This window comes from Undibacterium sp. GW821-FHT11H02, from assembly GCF_058808015.1.
Genome location: NZ_JBXARG010000005.1, coordinates 219363 through 238360 on the forward strand (window position 1 = coordinate 219363; position 18998 = coordinate 238360).

Consider the following 18998-nt stretch of genomic DNA (forward strand, 5'->3'; position numbering starts at 1 on the left):
CCATCCCCTTTTTGCTTTTGGAATTGTATGGAAATTGAATCAAATACATCTGGAATAGAAATCAAGACACAGCGCGTCTGGTTGGCTAATACGGTAGAGCTGTTGTCGTCTATGCGTTTTGCAATTAGTTTGCTGACGATTATTGCGATTTCTTCCATTATTGGTACCGTGCTTAAACAGAATGAGCCTTTACCCAATTATGTGAATCAATTTGGTCCGTTCTGGTTTGAAGTATTTCAGCATTTGAGTTTGTATTCTTTATATTCGGCATGGTGGTTTCTCACCATTATGGGTTTCTTGGTCCTTTCGACCAGTTTGTGTTTGATCCGCAACGCGCCAAAAATGCTAAAGGATATGCGCAGTTGGCGTGAAAATGTCCGTGAACAATCCTTACGCAATTTTCATCACAAAGCGGAATGGCATAGTACTTATTCAACTGATGAAGTGGTCAGGCAACTTTCTGGGCAGATTAAACGACTCGGATATCAAGCCAAAGTAGTACAAAAAGATCAGGCCACATTGATCGCTGCAAAGCAAGGTGCGGGCAACAAATGGGGCTATATTTTCGCTCACGCTGCCATCGTGGTGATTTGCATCGGCGGGCTGTTAGATTCAGATTTAGCAATTCGTTTTCAAACTTGGTTTGGTGGCAAAGTGCCTTTTGAGGGCAGTGGCGTACTCATCTCGCAGATCCCAGAACAGCACAAACTCTCGTTGTCGAATCCAACTTTCCGAGGCAATATCGCAATTCCAGAAGGTATGAGCGGTAATACGGCGGTGATCCCACGCTCCAAAGGCGTACTTCTACAAGACCTGCCATTCACGATTGAATTGAAAAAATTTAATATCGATTTCTACTCCACAGGTATGCCGAAATTATTCGCCAGCGAGGTAGTGATTAAGGATCATGAAACGGGCAAAAGTTTCCCAGCGACGATCAAAGTGAATCACCCTTTGGTCTATAAAGGCATCGCGGTATTTCAATCTAGTTTCGATGATGGTGGTAGCCGTTTGAAGATCAAAGCACATCCTATGCAGGGCAGTGTTAATACTACATTTGATTTGGATGCGACCATAGGCGGTGCAACTTTATTGACGGCACAACAGACGGCTGACCGTGGTGAATTTACGATAGAGTGGACCGGTTTCCGTCCATTCAATGTTGAGAACATGGTACGTGATGGGCAGGATTTACGAGCGGTCAATCCTAACGAAAATTTCGCCCAAAAACTGCGTTCTGATCTCGATAAACATTCTGGATCCGCTGGCAAAAATGCGAATAATAAGGATCTTAAAAATGTCGGCCCTAGTATGCAATACAAATTGCGTGACAAGAATGGTCAGGCGCGGGAATTCCATAACTATATGGTGCCTGTGCAATTGGAAGGACGTTGGGTATTTTTAGCGGGCACCCGTGATTCTCCGAATGAGGCTTTCCGTTATTTGAGAATCCCGGCAGATGACAATGACAGTATGGAAGAATGGATGCGATTGCGAGCGGCGTTGGCCGATCCTGACTTGCGTGCCCGAGCCGCAGAGGTGTATGCCAAACGTGCTTTGCCTGCAAGCAGTGGACAAAATATGCAAGTGCAACTGGCAGCATCTGCTAAAAAAGGTTTGAGTATTTTTGCCGGGGAGGGTGTCGCGCCTAAGTTGGCCGGATACACCGCGATTGCCGGATTCTTAGAAAACATCCCAAGTGCAGAGCAAGGCAAAGCCGCCGATGTATTTATGAAAATCTTGAACGGCAGTATGTGGGATTTGTGGCAATTGGCTCGCCAAAAAGATGGTTTGCCGACCTTGGAATTGGATGAAAAAAGAGCCGTATTTTTGCAGTTGGCGACCTCGGCCATGTCCGACGCTTTCTTCTATGGCGCGCCAGTTTATTTAGAAATGACTGGCTTCGAAGAGATTAAGGCATCGGTGTTTCAAGTGACGCGGGCACCAGGGCAAAATGTCGTGTATCTTGGATGCTTATTTTTAGTCATAGGCGTGTTTTCGATGTTCTATATCCGCGAGCGACGTTTGTGGTTATGGATTAAACATGATGGTCAGCAAGCTACCGTGTTGATGGCATTGAGCTCCCAACGTAAAACATTGGATTTTGAAAAAGAATTTGAACAGTTAAAGGTGCAATTGGGTGTGTCTGCGTTGAAGCCCGATGCCACAGTCAAAACTCAGTTTGAGACCCCAGCTTAAAGTGTGACAGGAATTTATTATTATGGAAACTGCAATGGAAACGAGTCTAACTCACCAAAGTTATTTTAAGCGTCTGTCGATTTTCGACTGGTTATATGCGGTACTGCTTTCTATGGGCTCTATGTATGCGATGAGCCGCTATGGCAGCTACATGGATGGCTACGAAAAAGCGATCTTGCTGTTTAGCGCGCCGACTTTTGCATGGTTGGGCTGGAATTGGAAGCCAATGCGCCTGTTAATGATAGTTCTCGCGCTGTTGTCATTATTTGCTATTTCTCAGTACGGTGGATCTTTGGATGCCGCGAACAAGCGATTCTTTCTAAAGTATTTGTTCTCTAGTCAATCGGCGATTTTGTGGATGAGTACTTTCTTTTTCCTATCGACGCTATTTTACTGGGGGGGCTTAATTGCGCGTTCTGACTTTGGTTCTTCGGTTGGCTCAGCTTTATGTTGGGCAGCTGTAGTGATGGGTTTTACGGGCTTGTTGGTACGGTGGTATGAGTCGTATTTAATTGGTGCAGACGTTGGACATATTCCTGTATCTAATTTGTACGAAGTATTCATTCTGTTTTCCATGATTACCGCTTTATTTTATCTGTACTATGAAGGCAGTTATGGCACCCGACAGTTAGGTGCGTTTGTCATGTTAGTGATCTCCGCCGCAGTTGCTTTCTTATTGTGGTACACGGTCAGTCGTGATGCGGCAGACATTCAACCTCTTGTGCCCGCACTGCAAAGTTGGTGGATGAAGATTCATGTGCCTGCCAACTTCATAGGCTATGGTACTTTTTCCTTAGCAGCAATGGTCGGAATCGCTTATTTGTTCAAAGCAAAAGGCATGTTGAACGACAGGTTACCAAGTTTGGAAGTATTAGATGATGTGATGTACAAAGCGATTGCGGTTGGTTTCGCCTTTTTCACGATTGCGACTATCCTAGGTGCTTTGTGGGCGGCCGAAGCGTGGGGCGGTTATTGGTCATGGGATCCGAAAGAAACCTGGGCACTAATCGTCTGGCTCAATTACGCCGCTTGGTTGCACATGCGTCTGATGAAAGGCTTACGGGGACAAGTCGCCGCCTGGTGGGCTGTGATTGGTTTGCTGGTTACAACGTTTGCTTTCTTAGGTGTGAATATGTTCCTGTCTGGTTTGCATTCTTACGGTGCGCTGTAAAGTAAAACCAAGCTAGTTTTGAATTCTGAAAAAGCGGCATTGATAGCGATTATCAATGCCGCTTTTTTGTCCCGAGAAATTATGAAGCAGCGGAAACTTTTTCTATTTTGTAAGGTTCCAACGCGCAGTCGCGACTTATGACAAACTAGAGCAATTCAGTTCTCGCCAGTTTCACTAACCAGGAGTCAATATGCGCACGCCGTTCCAAGTATTTGGTGATCATCCACCAGCAGCCTCAGAGATTACCCCGCGTGAAATGTTCGATTCGCGTCGTGACTTTATCCGTCAAATAGCCCTTGGTTCGATAGCCAGTGCATCCTTATTGGAAATGGCGCAACGCCAAGCCTTTGCGCAAAGTTCGGGGGCTAAATTGGTGGCAGTAAGCAATCCTGCTTATGTCAGTCTTGATAAGAAAACTGCTTACAAAGACGCGACGACCTATAATAATTTTTATGAATTTGGAACGGATAAGTCGGATCCTGCAGAAACCGCGGGCAGTTTAAAAACACGTCCATGGACCGTGACAATAGAGGGAGAAGTCAAAAAGGCGATTACGTTCGATCTTGATAGTTTGTTGAAGTTGGCACCTCTTGAGGAACGTGTGTATAGGCTGCGATGTGTCGAAGGTTGGTCTATGGTGATACCTTGGATAGGTTATTCCTTATCGAATTTGTTGAAGAAAGTGGAGCCTACCAGTAATGCTCGTTATGTAGAGTTCATTTCGCTTGCTGATAAACGTCAGATGCCTGGCGTGAATCGCCCCGTTTTGCAATGGCCTTATACCGAAGGACTGCGCATGGATGAAGCGATGCATCCGCTGACATTACTCACCTTGGGCATGTACGGCGAAGTTTTGCCAAACCAAAATGGTGCGCCTGTACGTTTGACCGTGCCTTGGAAATATGGGTTTAAGTCGGCAAAATCTATTGTCAAAATTCGCTTAACCAAAGACCAGCCACGTACTTCCTGGAACGTATCTGCCCCCGATGAATATGGCTTTTATTCGAATGTGAATCCTGAAGTCGATCATCCGCGTTGGTCGCAAGGATCTGAGCGTCGTATTGGGGAAGATGGCTTCTTAACGCGTAAGCGCAAGACCTTGATGTTTAATGGCTATAGCGAAGTTGCCAGCTTGTATGCTGGCATGGATTTGAGAAAATTTTATTAAGGTCAGGCATGAAGTCTTTAATTAATCGTCAGTTGCAACTGCTTAAAATTGTCGTCTTTATATTGGCCGGACTACCTTTTTTTCGCCTTGTTTTTGCGGTGTATCGCGAAGATTTGGGCGCTAATCCATTGGAGTTCATTACGCGTAATACGGGTGACTGGACTCTGTATTTTTTGTGTATAACTTTGTCTTTGACGCCATTGCGCAAATTATTGCAATGGCATTGGTTGATACGGCTGCGGCGCATGCTGGGTTTGTTTAGCTTTTTCTATGCGTCCCTACATTTCCTCACCTTCCTGTGGTTTGATCATTTTTTTGATCTTGGTGATATGTGGCGCGACCTCATAAAGCGTCCATTTATTACGGTGGGATTCATAGCTTTTGTGTTACTGCTGCCATTGGCGATCACTAGCAATAACGCCATGATTAGGCGTCTTGGTGGCAAGCAATGGCAATTACTACATAGATTGGTCTATGTGATTGTGCCGCTTGGCGTGCTGCACTATTTTTGGATGAAAGCGGGCAAAAATTTGTTGCTGCAACCTTTGCTCTTTGCGGTTTTGGTAAGCGCCTTACTTGGTATGCGCTTGTATTGGCGTCTTCAACCAGCGCTCAAAAAATAGCGCGATTATTTTTTTGAGCTATCGGCTGTATTCATTGTGTTTGCCGGCGTAGCGACGGTGACTGGCGCAGCCGTTTTTTTCTCCGGCATATACAAAGGACCTTTTTGACCGCATGCGCTCAAGAGAAGATTACTAGAAAATATCAGTCCTGACAGTAACAGGACTTTTATGTTTGTATGAGTGCGTTTATTCAAAATTGAAGAACCCGTATAGAATGCTGCTTGAAGAAATGGCAGAAGTAGAATATCAATGAAAGCAGGAGTGTAACATGACGGAATCAGAATTTTTATCACTGGCGGATACTTGTCTGCAACAAGCACAAGACATGTTTGAACAGGCCTTTGAAAGCGATGTTTGGGATGTTGATTGCAAGCGCAGTGGCAATGTATTGGAAATCGAGTTTGTCGAGAATGGTTCTAAAATTATTGTGAATAGTCAGGCGCCTATGCAGGAGATGTGGGTAGCCGCACGTGCCGGTGGTTTTCACTACAAATATGACGGTGTATTTTGGCGCAACACCCGTGATAGTTCTGAACTATTCGCGACTCTACGCAGCAGCGCAGAAGCGCAAAGTAAGTTGTGATTCCAGTTCTCCAGAGTGTCGAGGCTGAACAATAAAAAAGGCGAGAGAATATCTCGCCTTTTTGCTTTCAGTTATCCAGTTCGCTTTAGTTTCTATTCCACGATGACTTCTTCCGAATTCAAATTGCGCAGCGCTGATCCGGGCGGGTTCTCCATATAGAAATAGTCGCCTTCCGCCTGGATAATACCGTTTGGTACAGGGCGCTCCATAATTGGAATATCACGTAGCGCACGTTGCATGTAGCCTATCCATATCGGAAGTGCCAGACCGCCACCGGTTTCCCGGTTGCCTAAATTGCGTGGCTGGTCATAGCCTATCCAGGCAACGCCAACAATCTTAGCCTGATAGCCAGCGAACCAGGCGTCAATCGAATCATTTGTCGTGCCTGTTTTGCCTGCAATGTCTGGCCGTTTTAGTACTAAGGCCTTGGTAGCAGTACCGAAGCGCACCACATCACGCAGCATACTATCCATCAGGAAGGCGTTACGTTCATCAATGACGCGGTTATTTTCGTCTGCCGCCGTATCCGGCTTCGCCTGAGCAAGTACTTTGCCTGTCGTATCGGTAATTTTGCTGATCAGATAAGGATTGATTTTATAGCCACCATTGGCAAAAACCGCATAAGCCCCTGCCATTTGAAGCGGAGTTACTGCGCCGGCGCCCAAGGCCAGGGTCAGGTAAGGTGGGTTTTTTTCTGGCAGAAAGCCAAAACGGCTGGTGTATTCCTGCCCATACTTCGCACCTACTTTTTGTAAAATACGAATAGAAATCATATTTTTTGATTTAGTCAGACCCTTACGCATGGTCATTGGGCCTTCGTATTTGCCATCATAGTTTTTTGGTTCCCATGCCTGTCCACCTGTTTGTCCCGCGTCAAAACTAATCGGGGCATCGTTGATGATGGTCAGTGGCGACAAACCTTTTTCTAAAGAGGATGAGTAGATGAAAGGTTTAAAGCTAGAGCCGGGTTGACGCCAGGCTTGGGTCACATGATTGAATTTGTTTAAGTTGTAGTCAAAGCCGCCCACCAAGGCGCGAATCGCGCCATCATGCGTGTCAGCGGCGACGAAAGCAGACTGGACCTCTGGCATTTGTATGATGGACCAATTTTTCGCATCTAACATGACTCGAATGACGGCACCGCGCTGTATGCGCTTATTAGCGGGCGCGTTGGGTTTCAAGCCGGAAGCCGCGAAACTCAGGCCTGCGCCTGTAATCTGTATTTCCTCACCGTTCGCTAACACGGCACGTACCATGGTCGGGTTTGCATCTAATACCATTGCCGCCAGAATATCATCGCTGTCAGGATGATCTGCCAACTCTTTTTCTATCACTTCATCGGCAGCATCTTTATTTCTTGGAAGTTCGACGATGGCTTCCGGGCCACGATAGCCATGACGGCGTTCGTAATCCATAACGCCTTTGCGCAGGGAAGCGTAAGCGGTTTCTTGTTCTTCTTTAGTAATTGTGGTGTAGACATTCAACCCGCGCGTATAGGTCTCTTCTTTGAATTGCTCGTACACCAACTGTCTCGCCATTTCAGCGATGTATTCAGCATGAATCCCAAACTCGGCGCTATTAGTCTTGATATGCAGTTTTTCTACCTTTGCCGCTTCATACTGCGCTTCGGTGATATAGCCAAGTTGTTTCATTCTTTGCAAAATATATTGCTGACGGACGGTCGCCCGTTTGGGATTGGCAACGGGATTGTAAGCCGATGGCGCTTTCGGCAGTCCAGCCAACATCGCCGCCTCTGCGGCGGTAACGTCCTTCAAACTCTTACCAAAGTAGATTTGAGCCGCAGACGAAAAGCCATAAGCACGTTGCCCCAAATAAATCTGATTCATATAGACTTCAAGGATCTGATTCTTGGTTAGATTTTGTTCTATCTTCCACGCCAGCAAGATTTCATACACTTTGCGTTTAACGGTCTGTTCAGTTGACAGGAAAAAATTGCGCGCTACTTGTTGTGTGATCGTTGATGCACCCTGTTTATTTCCGCTGGTAACATTATTCAGTGCGGCACGGGTGATACCAATATAGTCAACACCACCATGCTCGTAAAAACGATCATCTTCAATCGCCAACACCGCCTTTTTCATTACGTCGGGAATCTCTGCGAAGTGCACGACATTACGGCGTTCTTCTCCAAATTCGGCAATTAACATGTTGTCAGCCGAAAAAACGCGCAGTGGCATTTTAGGGCGGTAGCTGGTGATCGCATCAATTTCAGGCAAATTGGGATAGGCCATGGTCAATGCGAAAACCAGAACGAGTAATCCAGTTAATCCCAGGCCGACAATAATCAGTAAGATTTGCAAAAAGACACGCATTGCCCGGCTTCTTGGTTTCTTCTCTTCGCTTGCTGTAAGGTTTACGGTCTCTGGAGGTGGAGTCGATGACATAGCACTTTTCGATTTGGAATACAGACGCGCATTATAGCGTTGTGCGGCAAACTATAAAAATTGCATTTAGGGCTTTTTCGGGCCCGAGTGGAGAATTGACAACGTAAAACATGCTTTCAATCTTGAAAATGCTTTACATTACACTCCCCTTGTTGCTAGGATTTAACGTAAGCTAGTATGAGTGTCTGCTAAATAGCGGTTTTTAAAAGAAAAAATGAGTTTTGAGATGAATTAAATTGTTTTTTATTTGCAATTTATCTTTGAAATTACTGGTACGATTGTAAATAAAATATTATTTCTTTGAGGGGATATCCTTGACTTTAGATCTCGCATCATTGCTCGGAAAGAAGAATCCGCCCTTGGTGGGTCTGGATATCAGTACGTCTGACATCAAACTGGTCGAGCTCTCCCGTTCCGGCGAGAAGGCTTACAAATTAGAACGTTGCGCAACAGAACCTTTGCCCAAAGGTGCAGTAGTCGATGGAAACATTGAGAATCTTGAGCAAGTATCCGAAGCCATTTTGAAAGTGCTTAAACGCGCTGGGACGAGTACTAAAAATGTTGCATTGGCAATGCCTGCCTCTTCTGTTATTACAAAGAAAATGATGCTTCCTGGTAACATGAATGAGCAGGCTTTAGAGTTGCAGGTTGAATCAGAAGCCAGTCAGTACATTCCTTTCGCCATGGATGAGGTAGCCATCGATTTTTGTGTAATAGGTCCAAGTGCGAACTCAGAAGGTGATGTTGATGTTCTCTTGGCAGCTTCACGCAAAGAAAAAATCGAAGACCGTGTTGCAGCTGCTCAAGCTTCAGGCTTGCAAGCTAAGGTCATGGATATTGAGTCCTACGCAGCGCGTTCTGCAGTGGAGCGATTGATCGAGCAACAAGCGAATGGTGGACAAGATCAAATTTACGCACTCTTTCAAATCGGTTCCAAGGTAACCTACATCTCAATACTTTTAAACGGTGAAGTGGTTTACGAACGTGATCAGCAATTCGGTGGAAACCAGTTGACCCAAGATATCGTCCGAAACTATGGACTTTCTTTCGACGAAGCAGAAGCTAAGAAGCGTCAAGGCGATCTGCCAGATAGTTATGAAATGGAATTGTTGGAGCCTTTCCTGGAAAATGCGGCATTAGAAGTCACCCGCGCGATACAGTTTTTCTTTACTTCCACACCCTACACTCGCATTGATCAAATTTTCCTAGGTGGTGGCTGCTCTATGCTTCCTGGTTTAGTGGATATAGTTGCCGAACGGACCAAATTATCTACCGCTGTAATCAGCCCGTTTAAAGGCATGGACTTAGGATCCAATATCAATGAAAAATCTTTGCGTAACGATGCGCCCTCATATCTGGTCGCATGCGGATTGGCAATGCGGAGGTTTGCTTCATGATTAAAATTAATTTGCTCCCACATCGGGAGGAGAAGCGAAAAGAACTCAAAAATAGATTTTATACATTGATGGCCGTCGCGGCATTGATCGGTGCTGCTGTCCTGATTTTAGGCGGACTCTATTTCCAAGCTCAAGTGTCGGCTCAAAATGAGCGGAATGCTTTCATTACGAAAGAAAATCTTGAGCTCGACGACAAAATTAAAGAAGTTGCAACCTTAAAGCAGGAAATCGATGCACTGAAAGCACGTCAAGAAGCGGTCGAGGATTTGCAAAGCGATAGAAATCAACCGGTTTTCATGATGAATGAGCTGGTCAAACTGTCACCTGAAGGGCTTTATTTAACTTTGATTAAGCAAGATGGTCAGCGTATCTCGATCAAGGGATATGCGCAGTCGCATGCAGTCGTTGGAATTTTTATGAATGAACTGAATGCGTCGCAATGGATGTCGAAACCGGAAATTATTCAAAATAAGGCCACGATTATCGGAAAAGATAGGGATGCCAAGCGCGTTATCGAATTTGATATGAATGTAGGTATTCGTCGCCCACGGGAACTCGAAGCTGCTGCAGCGAGCGGTGCAACATTGCCCAAGCCTAATGGCCAAGCCACTAAGAAACCGTAATTGAGATAAATATGGCAAATTTTAAGGAATCGATAGAGTCAATTGAGGCACAGTTCCGTGATCTCAATGGCTTGCATCCTGGCTTGTGGCCAGTGGTGCCCCGGATGATGGCTGCTGCTGCTTTGTTATTAGTGGTATTGATCGCCGGATGGTACTTCTATTGGGATCCACAAATTGAAGAGATTGATCGTGGTCAGCAAGAAGAGCAAAAATTAAAAGACACCTACAAATCGAAAGTGCAACAGTCTATCAGTTTAGAGGCTTTAAAAGAGCAGAAGAAACTTGTGGATCAGTATGTATTGCGCATGGAGAAGCAGTTACCTAGTAGCGCAGAGATGGGCGCTTTATTGGATGATATTAACTCCGCCGCTAATGGGCGTGGGCTTAGTTTTGATTTGTTTAAGCCAGGTACCGTTGTCGTTAAAGATTACTATGCAGAGTTACCCATTGACATCCAGATGGTATCTAATTACCACGACTTAGGTCAATTTGTTAGTGATATAGCAAAATTGCCGCGAATTATTACTTTAAATAACCTAACTTTTTCTGTCAGCAAGGACGCGAAGAAACCAGGCATAGTCCTAGATGGGATTGCAAAGACTTACCGCTATTTGGATCCAGATGAAGTCGCAAGTCAGCAGGAGATGAAAAAGAAAGAAAAAGAGAAAGGAGCGAAGAAATGAGCTTATTAAAAACGCTATGTTCTCTTGTGATACTAATCTGTCTAAGCGCCTGTGGTGATAATGGCGTAGGCGATCTAAAAGTCTGGATGGATCAGGTCAAAAAAGAAACACAAGTGCGCGTAAAGCCAGTTGCGGAGCCAAAATTATTTGTTCCGGTTTCTTATGCACATGGCAATCTGATCGATCCGTTTGACGCGAGTAAATTGATGGTTGTCTTCGCCCGAATAAAGGCGGCCAATGACAATGGCTTAAAACCAGACTTTGAAAGACCGAAGGAAGCATTGGAGGGTTACCCACTAGAAGCTATGAGAATGGTGGGAACTTTCGATAATCGCAAAGCATTCCAGGCTTTGATACAAGTTGGGAAGGCGGTTTTTCCCGCAGTTTTAGGTGGTTATATCGGACAAAACTTTGGCAAGATAGTGAGCATTACCGACTCGAAAATTGATATTGTTGAGACTGTACAAGATGCGACCGGTGAATGGACTGAACGAAAAGCAAGCTTAGAATTGCAAGAGGCGAAAAAATGATAGCATTAATTAATAAAAGCACAAGGGGCGCCATGCGCATTAAGTTTCTTTTTATGGGTTTGGTTTTGGCTAGCCAATCTGTTTTTGCTCAAAATGACAATTCGATAGATTCCATTACAGCGAATCAGCAAGGTGCTAATGTCATTGTCAAAATTAACTTGAGAAAGCCGATTGAGAAGAATCCGATTGCATTTTCGATCGCAAATCCGGCTCGCATTTCTCTTGACTTCGCTAATACAACTAATGCAACTGGTAAATCGGCTATCGACATAGGTTTGGGTGAGGTACGCAACTTAAATTTAATTGAGGTTCCTGGACGATCAAGGCTGGTATTTAATTTAAACAGGTCATTGAATTATGCGACTTTGGTAGAGGGCAATTCATTGATTGTAACGATAGACGGTTCTGGTGGATTAGCGACACCAGTCAATTCTGTCGGTTTGGCTGTCGTTGATAAGGCAGTGCAAACTAATATTAAGCAAAGTATTCGTGACATCGATTTTCGGCGCGGCGTAGCCGGCGAGGGGCGCGTTATTATTGATTTGCCTAGTAATCAGATTGCTGTCGATCCGAAATTGCAAGGACAGAAGATTGTGGTCGATCTGTTCAATGTAAGTTTGCCAGAAATTTTGAAACGCAATTTGGACGTATCTGACTATGGTTCGCCTATACAAAAAGTAAGCACAGAACGTAAAGGCGAAAATGTGCGAATGACAATCGAACCTAAAGGTTTGTGGGAGCACAGCGTATATCAGAGTGATACACAATTGGTCATCGAAGTTAAACCGATTAAAGAAGACCCGAATAAATTGACCCAAGGAACTCAAGGGTATAAGGGCGAACGATTTGGTATGAATTTCCAAGATGTCGATGTGCGAGCCGCGTTGCAAATTATTGCGGAGCAAGGTGGGGTCAATATCATAGCGACCGACTCTGTAGTTGGTAACCTGACTTTACGCCTAATCGATACGCCGTGGGATCAAGCCTTAGAAATCGTCATGCAGATCAAAGATCTGGATATGCGCAAAAATGGCAATGTAATTTTGATCGGGCCGAAAGAAGAATTGCAGACTAAAGAAAAACTGGAGCTGGAGCGTAAGGCACAAATTGCTGAACTCGAACCATTGAAGACCGAAGCTTTTCAGTTGAAGTATCAAAAAGCAGAGAACCTAGTGAAATTGTTTTTGGGTGAGACTCCAACAAATCGCATGGTATCGAAGCGTGGAAGTGTGTCACCTGAACCAAGAACAAATCAGTTGTTTGTCACCGATGTATCTTCGAAATTAGAAGAAATTCGCAAATTGATACAAAAGATCGATGTCGCAACGAAGCAGGTTGTGATCGAAGCCCGTATCGTCGAAGCAGATAATAAGTTCAGTAAAAATCTCGGGGCAAAATTAGGCTTCGCTGATATGCGAGGCTTAAAAGGTGGCGATGTTGGTTTTCAGATGTCCGGTAATCAAAGAGCCGCAATTACGGGTAATTATTTAGGCGTTGGTGAGCAAACTGGACAAGCAAAAATTACTGAGAAAAGTTTTGTTCCCAATACTCAATTCATCAACCTTCCGGCGGCTGGTATTGGCGGTCTCGATGCGGGTAGTTTTGCGGTTAGTCTGTTTTCTGCCGCTGCGAATCGTTTCCTCAATTTGGAATTGTCTGCCTTGGAAGCCGATGGTGATGGAAAGATCATTTCCAGTCCACGTGTCGTGACTGCAGATCAAACTCCTGCACACATCGAACAGGGTCAAGAAATTCCTTACCAAATTGCCACTTTAAGCGGTGGTACTGCCATTTTCTTTAGAAAAGCAACATTGAGCTTAGACGTGACTCCACAAATTACGCCCGATGGAACAATTATTTTGAGTGTCGATGTGCACAAGGATAGTCGTGGTGAGGAAACACGCGGTGGTCCTGTGATTAATACTAAACAAGTTAAAACGAACGTGCTGGTGGAGAACGGTGGCACCGTAGTCCTTGGCGGTATTTATACTCAAGAGGAGCGCAATGATGTGACCAAAATACCATTTTTAGGTGATATACCTTTGTTTGGTAATTTGTTTAAGTCCAGCGGTAAGACAAATAATAAAACTGAGCTATTGATTTTCATCACACCAAAAGTTCAATTAACCGGTAGTTTTGCAAATCAGTAATCCATAGGGCTATATTTACTTGCTGAATTAGGTAAGAATGTCCCTTGTATCAATTAATATTTAATAGGTGTTCCATGATGAAGTATATTCGCGCAGTTCTTGTACTGACAATTTTAACTATTTTGTCGGCCTGCGGAGGTGGCGGCGGATCGCCCGGCAATACTAGTGGTGCTGTTTTATTTACTACTGCTGCGGAGAAAATCACGATTGCACCAGGGGAAGTACAAACTTACTCTATAGGTGGCGGTATCCCAGCGTATATTGCTACTAGTAGTTCTAGCGCCGCAACTGTTAGCGTGAACGGAAAGATACTGACAATTACTGGCGCAGGAGCAGGCTCGGCAACCGTTACGGTTAATGACGCTGCAGGTGCTAAAGTGATTATTCAAGTGACCTTAGGTACAGGGGTTGATTTTTTTACAAATGCGCCAGAAAAGATTACCGTAGCGGTTGGTTCCAATTCCACTACCTATGCTATGGGGGGCGGTAGTAGAATTTATTCAGTAGTTAGCAGCAATACAGCGGTTGTCACGGTCACGCAAAATGGTTCACAATTCTTCATCACAGGTATCGCGCCAGGGACCGCCACGATATCAATGGCAGATTCGCTTGGTGGATTGAAAAAATCCGAAATTACGGTTGGCTCAGGAATCGAACTGTACACAACAGCGCCGGCTTCAGTAGTGGTGAAAATAGGTGCGAGTTCTGCCGTATATTCAATTGGTGGCGGTAGCCAAGTGTATTCCATTTCAAGTAGTGATCAAAGTGTCGCGACAGTGGGGATTTCAAACAAAAACGAATTCATTATTAGCGGTCGCAGTGGCGGTAAAGCACTTATTACCGTGAAAGATACATTTGGACGAGAAGTTAAAATTGAAGCGGTAGTTGGTAGCAACGATAGATTGTTTTCAACCGCTGCCTCTGACATTAATGTCGCACTGAATGGATCGAGTAGTTATAAAGTTGGCGGCGGCACCACCATATATTCCGCCGCAAGTAGCAACACCTCAGTCGCCTCTGTAATTATGGTCGGTAATGATTTGACAATTACAGGTGTAGGAACCGGCAAAGCACAAGTGGTTGTGACTGACTCTAGTGCTAATAGCCTCACGATTAATGTTACTGTCGGTACTGGTGTGCCAACGGCCTTATTCACAACCGCAGGTGGCGATTTAGTAGTTGCACCCGGCACTGCACCTAATTTTGGCATCGGCGGTGGACGAGCACCTTACTCTGTAAGTAGTTCAAACGCAGCGGTATTGACCGCATCGGTATCTGGTTCGACATTAACCATCAATGGTGTAGCAGTTGGATCCGCAAGGGTAATATTAAGTGATTCGCTGGGCGCCACTGTTACGATTAATGTTAATGTTGGCTCAGGTGTCGTAGTTCCCTTGTTTTCAACTGCGCCATCGGCAGTCACAGTCGCCACTGGCATCACTGCAAACTATACGGTTGGTGGAGGCACAGCTCCCTATACTGTGACTTCGAGTAATGCAGGTGCTGTACAGGTGACGAATAGTGGATCAAATTTTAGTATTAAAGGTATCTCTATTGGCAGTGCATCGGTGGTGGTGCAAGACGCTGTAGGCGTGCAGATTACAGTTAATGTTACCGTCAGTGGCGGTGTCACATCACCTTTATACACAACCGCTCCAGCAAATATCACCATCGGAGTCGGGGCACCTATTCCTTATACATTGGGCGGCGGTACTGCGCCTTATACGGTAACCTCGAGCAACACAGGAGTAGCCAGTGTCACTTTTGGTGCCAATTCGTTCACCGTGACGGGTATGGCGACAGGTTCAGGTGTCCTGGTGATTCGTGATTCTTTAGGTGCAACTTTAAATGTGAATGTTACTGTCGGCACAGGCGCTGGTGTGCCGCTGTTTACAACAGCACCTTCAAGTGTCACAACCACACCGGGTACTGTGACCACATTTACAGCAGGTGGAGGTACCGCCCCGTATACGGTAACGTCAAGTGATAACGCAGTTTTGACAGTAACACCAAATTCAACATTTACCTCTAGCTTTACTATTACTGGTGTAGCAGCTGGATCTGCGACAGTCGCTGTACGTGATTCAGTTGGGGCGCTGGTTAGCCTTAGCGCGACTGTTACTGGGCCTTCAGCGGTTCCATTGTTCACCTCTGCGCCGTCAAGCGTAGCAATCGGAGTTGGTGGTGCGGGAGCAAACTATACCATTGGAGGTGGATCGGCTCCATATACAGTGACATCTAGCAATACAAGTGTAGTGAGTGCAAGTTTGAATGCCTCCGGCTTTAATGCAACAGGTAATGCGGTTGGGGTTGCTACCATATCGGTGCGTGATGCGAAAGGCGCTGTTGTCATTGTGAGTGTCTCAGTCGGAATCGCAACGCCACTTTATACCACTGCACCTTCAAGCCTTACTTTGGGTACTGGGGCTGGGGCTAGTTATGTTGCTGGTGGTGGTACTGGGCCTTACACCGTTACATCGAGTGATACTTCTGTGGTAACTGCAACACCGAGTGGCACTTTCGCTTCGAATTTTAGTATTACGTCGGTTGCTCCTGGTATTGCGACAGTAACGGTTCGTGACTCCTTAGGCGTCAGCGTAGTAGTGAACGTCAACGTGAGTGGTGCGGCAGCAATTCCTTTATACACTACAGCGCCAGCCAATATTTCGATTGGTACTGGCGGTTCTGGGGTGACTTACTCAATTGGTGGTGGAACAGGCCCTTATGTCGTTACTTCAAGCAATGTTTTAGTCGCCTCTATCGTTCCTGGTTTGACGACTTTTACCGTAACAGGTAATTTGGTTGGTACAGCTACTATTTCTATTCGCGATGCGAGAGGTGCGACAGTTTCTATCAACGTGAATGTCGGTACAGCAGTGCCTCTGTTCACTACGGCACCTACAAGTATTACGATAGGAACTGGCGTGACGGCAACTTATGTGGCTGGAGGTGGCAGTGGGCCTTATACGATCACATCGAGCGATACAAAGGTCGCTATCGTCCCTTCGGGAAGTTTTGCTTCTAGTTTTACTATCACCGGTGGAACTACAGGATCTGCGACGGTAGTTGTGCGTGACTCTCTTGGAACACCAGTTTCGATAGCGATTAATGTGTCTCCGACCGCGATAGTTCCGATTGACATACTCCCTGGGGACTCTACTGGTTCAGTTGGAGATGTACTGAGTTACACGATATCTGGAGGAACTGCGCCGTATACTGTAGCGAATAACAACCCAAGTATTGCAACTGTCGGACCGACAACAGTGGCGGCTTCAGGTGGAACATTTACGGCAACTTTGTTAAATGTTGGATCGACCATCGTCTCTATCACTGACGCGCAAGGCCAAGTCAAAAAAGTGACTATCAGTGCGAACGCTGCAAGTTCTTCTTTGCGAATTTCTCCATCGACTTTAGAAATTGGCGAGGATAATTCCGCTGCATTTAGCTTACAAATCAAAGGCGGAACTGGGCCATATAGAGTGTTTACTAGTGACTTGGTGAAATCAGACGTAACTATATCCGGTGCGCTAATTACGGTAAGTGTTGGTTCTCAAGGTAATCGCTGCATTCACCCTGTAGACCTCAGTAGTGTCTATCAGCGCGGATCGACATACACTGTGACGGTGACAGCATTAGATAGTGTGGGATCAAGTGCTACAAGCACAGTGGTGATTCGTGATAACTCAAAAGGTGTTGGCGGAACCGACGGTTGTGGAAATTAATTGAACAGTTATTGCAGGAACTGAATTAGGTATTTAGTGAACTTTAGTGAAAAATAATATTTTTTTAGTAGGTCTGATGGGCTCTGGCAAAACAACAGTTGGCAGAGCCCTAGCAAAAAAACTTAATAAGCGATTTGTGGATTCTGATCATGAGATAGAGGCACGTACTGGTGTCGCTATCTCAGTGATTTTTGAGATTGAAGGCGAGGCTAGTTTTCGTCAGCGTGAAGCTGATGTGATTCGTGACCTGTGCCAACAAGATGGCATCGTGCTGGCCACTGGCGGCGGTGCGATTCTTAATCCACAAAGTCGTGCCATTCTCCATACACGTGGAACGGTGGTTTACTTGAAGGCCGGTATCAGCAGTATTTTGCACAGAACCCGGCACGATAAAAAACGGCCTTTATTGCGTACCGCAGATCCCCGCAAAAAACTGGAAGAGCTTGAGCATCAGCGTGATCCTTTGTATCGTGAGGTGGCTCATATCATCATCGAAACTGGGCAACCCCAATTGCAAACCCTGGTGCAGACGATCATCGAAAAAATGCCTGCCGAGTCAGTCGCATCGGTTACCGCTGATGGCCTAGCGCAACAGGTCGCAAGGCAAATCAATCCTATAGCTAAATCAAAGTCAAATATGGAATTTGAATCAGCGCAAGCACATACCTTGAACGTCGAATTAGGTGAGCGTGCCTATCCAATTACTATTGGTCAAAGCCTCCTAGCGAATGCCAGCTTGTTGCAAGAACGAATCAAAGGACAACGTGTCGTGATTGTGACCAATACCGTGGTCGCACCGCTTTACCTTGAATCTTTGCAAATTCAATTAAACCAGCTCGGCAAACAAGTCGAAGCGATCGTACTTTCGGACGGAGAAGAGCATAAAACCTGGGAAAGTCTGATGTTAGTGTTTGATGCATTGTTGGCGAAAAAGTGTGATCGCAAAACGACTCTATTGGCCTTGGGCGGTGGCGTAATCGGCGATATGACTGGTTTCGCCGCGTCTGCCTATATGCGCGGCATTCCCTTTGTTCAGATCCCGACTACTTTGCTAGCGCAGGTTGATTCTTCGGTTGGTGGCAAGACCGGCATTAATCATCCGCTCGGTAAAAATATGATAGGCGCCTTCTATCAGCCGCAAGCTGTGATTGCAGATATTTCCAGTTTAAATACCTTACCCGATCGCGAATTGTCGGCCGGTTTAGCTGAGGTGATCAAGCATGGTGCGATTATCGATCTCGCATTCTTCGATTGGATAGAAACCAACATTGAAAAATTACGCGCCAAAGATCCGGCAGCATTGGCATATGCGGTATTGCGCTCCTGCGAAATCAAAGCCAATGTTGTGCGCCAGGATGAGAGAGAAGGTGGCTTACGCGCTATCTTGAACTTTGGTCATACTTTCGGACATGCGATTGAGTCTGGCCTTGGTTATGGCAAATGGCTGCACGGTGAGGCAGTCGGATGCGGGATGGTGATGGCGGCCGACTTGTCCTATCGGCTTGGTTATATTGACTATGTGAGCAAAGTACGAATTAGTAAAGTAGTCGAAGCTGCTGGATTACCCACTGTTGCGCCTGATTTGGGCGAGCAGGTCTGGCTAGATCTGATGGAAGTAGATAAGAAAAATGAAGGCGGTCAAATCAAATTCATTCTGCTTAAACCACTGGGTCAGAGTATCATCACCCAAGTCCCACAAGCCACCCTGTTGGCGACACTTAACGCCTGTATTTTGCCCACCTGA

At 45.6% G+C, this 18998-nt stretch carries 14 protein-coding genes; 12 read left to right on the forward strand and 2 right to left on the reverse strand.

Going from position 1 to position 18998, the window contains the following annotated elements; translation table 11 throughout:
* Positions 1-27 precede the first annotated feature (27 nt).
* The 4 genes from AC1RR2_RS07625 to msrQ all read left to right on the forward strand — a co-directional run bounded on the left by AC1RR2_RS07625 (position 28) and on the right by msrQ (position 5161).
* Positions 28-2199: a cytochrome c biogenesis protein ResB gene (locus AC1RR2_RS07625; RefSeq protein ID WP_493221663.1), complete on the forward strand. Its 2172-nt coding sequence runs from the start codon at positions 28-30 to the stop codon at positions 2197-2199.
* Between the two features lie 34 nt (positions 2200-2233).
* Positions 2234-3370 (forward strand): c-type cytochrome biogenesis protein CcsB, encoded by a 1137-nt coding sequence (ccsB, locus tag AC1RR2_RS07630; protein WP_493221664.1) that lies wholly within the window; start codon positions 2234-2236, stop codon positions 3368-3370.
* Between the two features lie 190 nt (positions 3371-3560).
* The gene (msrP, locus tag AC1RR2_RS07635) at positions 3561-4538 is read left to right on the forward strand and encodes a protein-methionine-sulfoxide reductase catalytic subunit MsrP (RefSeq protein WP_493221665.1); all 978 of its coding nucleotides are present in this window, start codon (positions 3561-3563) and stop codon (positions 4536-4538) included.
* 8 nt (positions 4539-4546) lie between these two features.
* Positions 4547-5161 (forward strand): protein-methionine-sulfoxide reductase heme-binding subunit MsrQ, encoded by a 615-nt coding sequence (msrQ, locus tag AC1RR2_RS07640; RefSeq protein ID WP_493221666.1) that lies wholly within the window; start codon positions 4547-4549, stop codon positions 5159-5161.
* Between the two features lie 5 nt (positions 5162-5166).
* Here msrQ and lptM read toward each other — a convergent pair whose 3' ends face one another.
* Positions 5167-5481: an LPS translocon maturation chaperone LptM gene (lptM, locus tag AC1RR2_RS07645; RefSeq protein ID WP_493221667.1), complete on the reverse strand. Its 315-nt coding sequence runs from the start codon at positions 5479-5481 to the stop codon at positions 5167-5169.
* Between lptM and cyaY the strand changes: the two genes are divergently transcribed.
* On the forward strand, positions 5430-5744 hold the full coding sequence (gene cyaY / locus AC1RR2_RS07650; protein ID WP_493221668.1) for an iron donor protein CyaY: 315 nt from the start codon (positions 5430-5432) through the stop codon (positions 5742-5744). The genes lptM and cyaY overlap by 52 nt on opposite strands.
* 92 nt (positions 5745-5836) lie before the next feature.
* Here the strand turns inward: cyaY and AC1RR2_RS07655 are convergent, their stop codons facing one another.
* The gene (locus AC1RR2_RS07655) at positions 5837-8149 is read right to left on the reverse strand and encodes a penicillin-binding protein 1A (protein ID WP_493221669.1); all 2313 of its coding nucleotides are present in this window, start codon (positions 8147-8149) and stop codon (positions 5837-5839) included.
* 314 nt (positions 8150-8463) lie between these two features.
* Here AC1RR2_RS07655 and AC1RR2_RS07660 point away from each other — a divergent pair, with 314 nt between their 5' ends.
* The 7 genes from AC1RR2_RS07660 to aroKB all read left to right on the forward strand — a co-directional run bounded on the left by AC1RR2_RS07660 (position 8464) and on the right by aroKB (position 18998).
* A complete protein-coding gene (locus AC1RR2_RS07660; protein ID WP_493221670.1) occupies positions 8464-9546 on the forward strand; it encodes a pilus assembly protein PilM in 1083 nt (360 codons plus the stop codon).
* A complete protein-coding gene (locus AC1RR2_RS07665; RefSeq protein ID WP_493221671.1) occupies positions 9543-10169 on the forward strand; it encodes a PilN domain-containing protein in 627 nt (208 codons plus the stop codon). Before AC1RR2_RS07660 ends, AC1RR2_RS07665 begins: the two co-directional genes overlap by 4 nt.
* Before the next feature lie 11 nt (positions 10170-10180).
* Entirely contained in the window at positions 10181-10852 is a 672-nt protein-coding gene (locus AC1RR2_RS07670) for a type IV pilus inner membrane component PilO (RefSeq protein WP_493221672.1), read from the forward strand.
* Positions 10849-11382: a pilus assembly protein PilP gene (locus tag AC1RR2_RS07675; protein WP_493221673.1), complete on the forward strand. Its 534-nt coding sequence runs from the start codon at positions 10849-10851 to the stop codon at positions 11380-11382. The genes AC1RR2_RS07670 and AC1RR2_RS07675 overlap by 4 nt, the downstream gene beginning before the upstream one ends.
* A gap of 32 nt (positions 11383-11414) precedes the next feature.
* On the forward strand, positions 11415-13532 hold the full coding sequence (locus AC1RR2_RS07680) for a type IV pilus secretin PilQ (RefSeq protein WP_493221674.1): 2118 nt from the start codon (positions 11415-11417) through the stop codon (positions 13530-13532).
* A 74-nt stretch (positions 13533-13606) separates the two neighbouring features.
* Positions 13607-17254 (forward strand): beta strand repeat-containing protein, encoded by a 3648-nt coding sequence (locus AC1RR2_RS07685; RefSeq protein WP_493221675.1) that lies wholly within the window; start codon positions 13607-13609, stop codon positions 17252-17254.
* 46 nt (positions 17255-17300) lie between these two features.
* A complete protein-coding gene (gene aroKB / locus AC1RR2_RS07690) occupies positions 17301-18998 on the forward strand; it encodes a bifunctional shikimate kinase/3-dehydroquinate synthase AroKB (protein ID WP_493221676.1) in 1698 nt (565 codons plus the stop codon).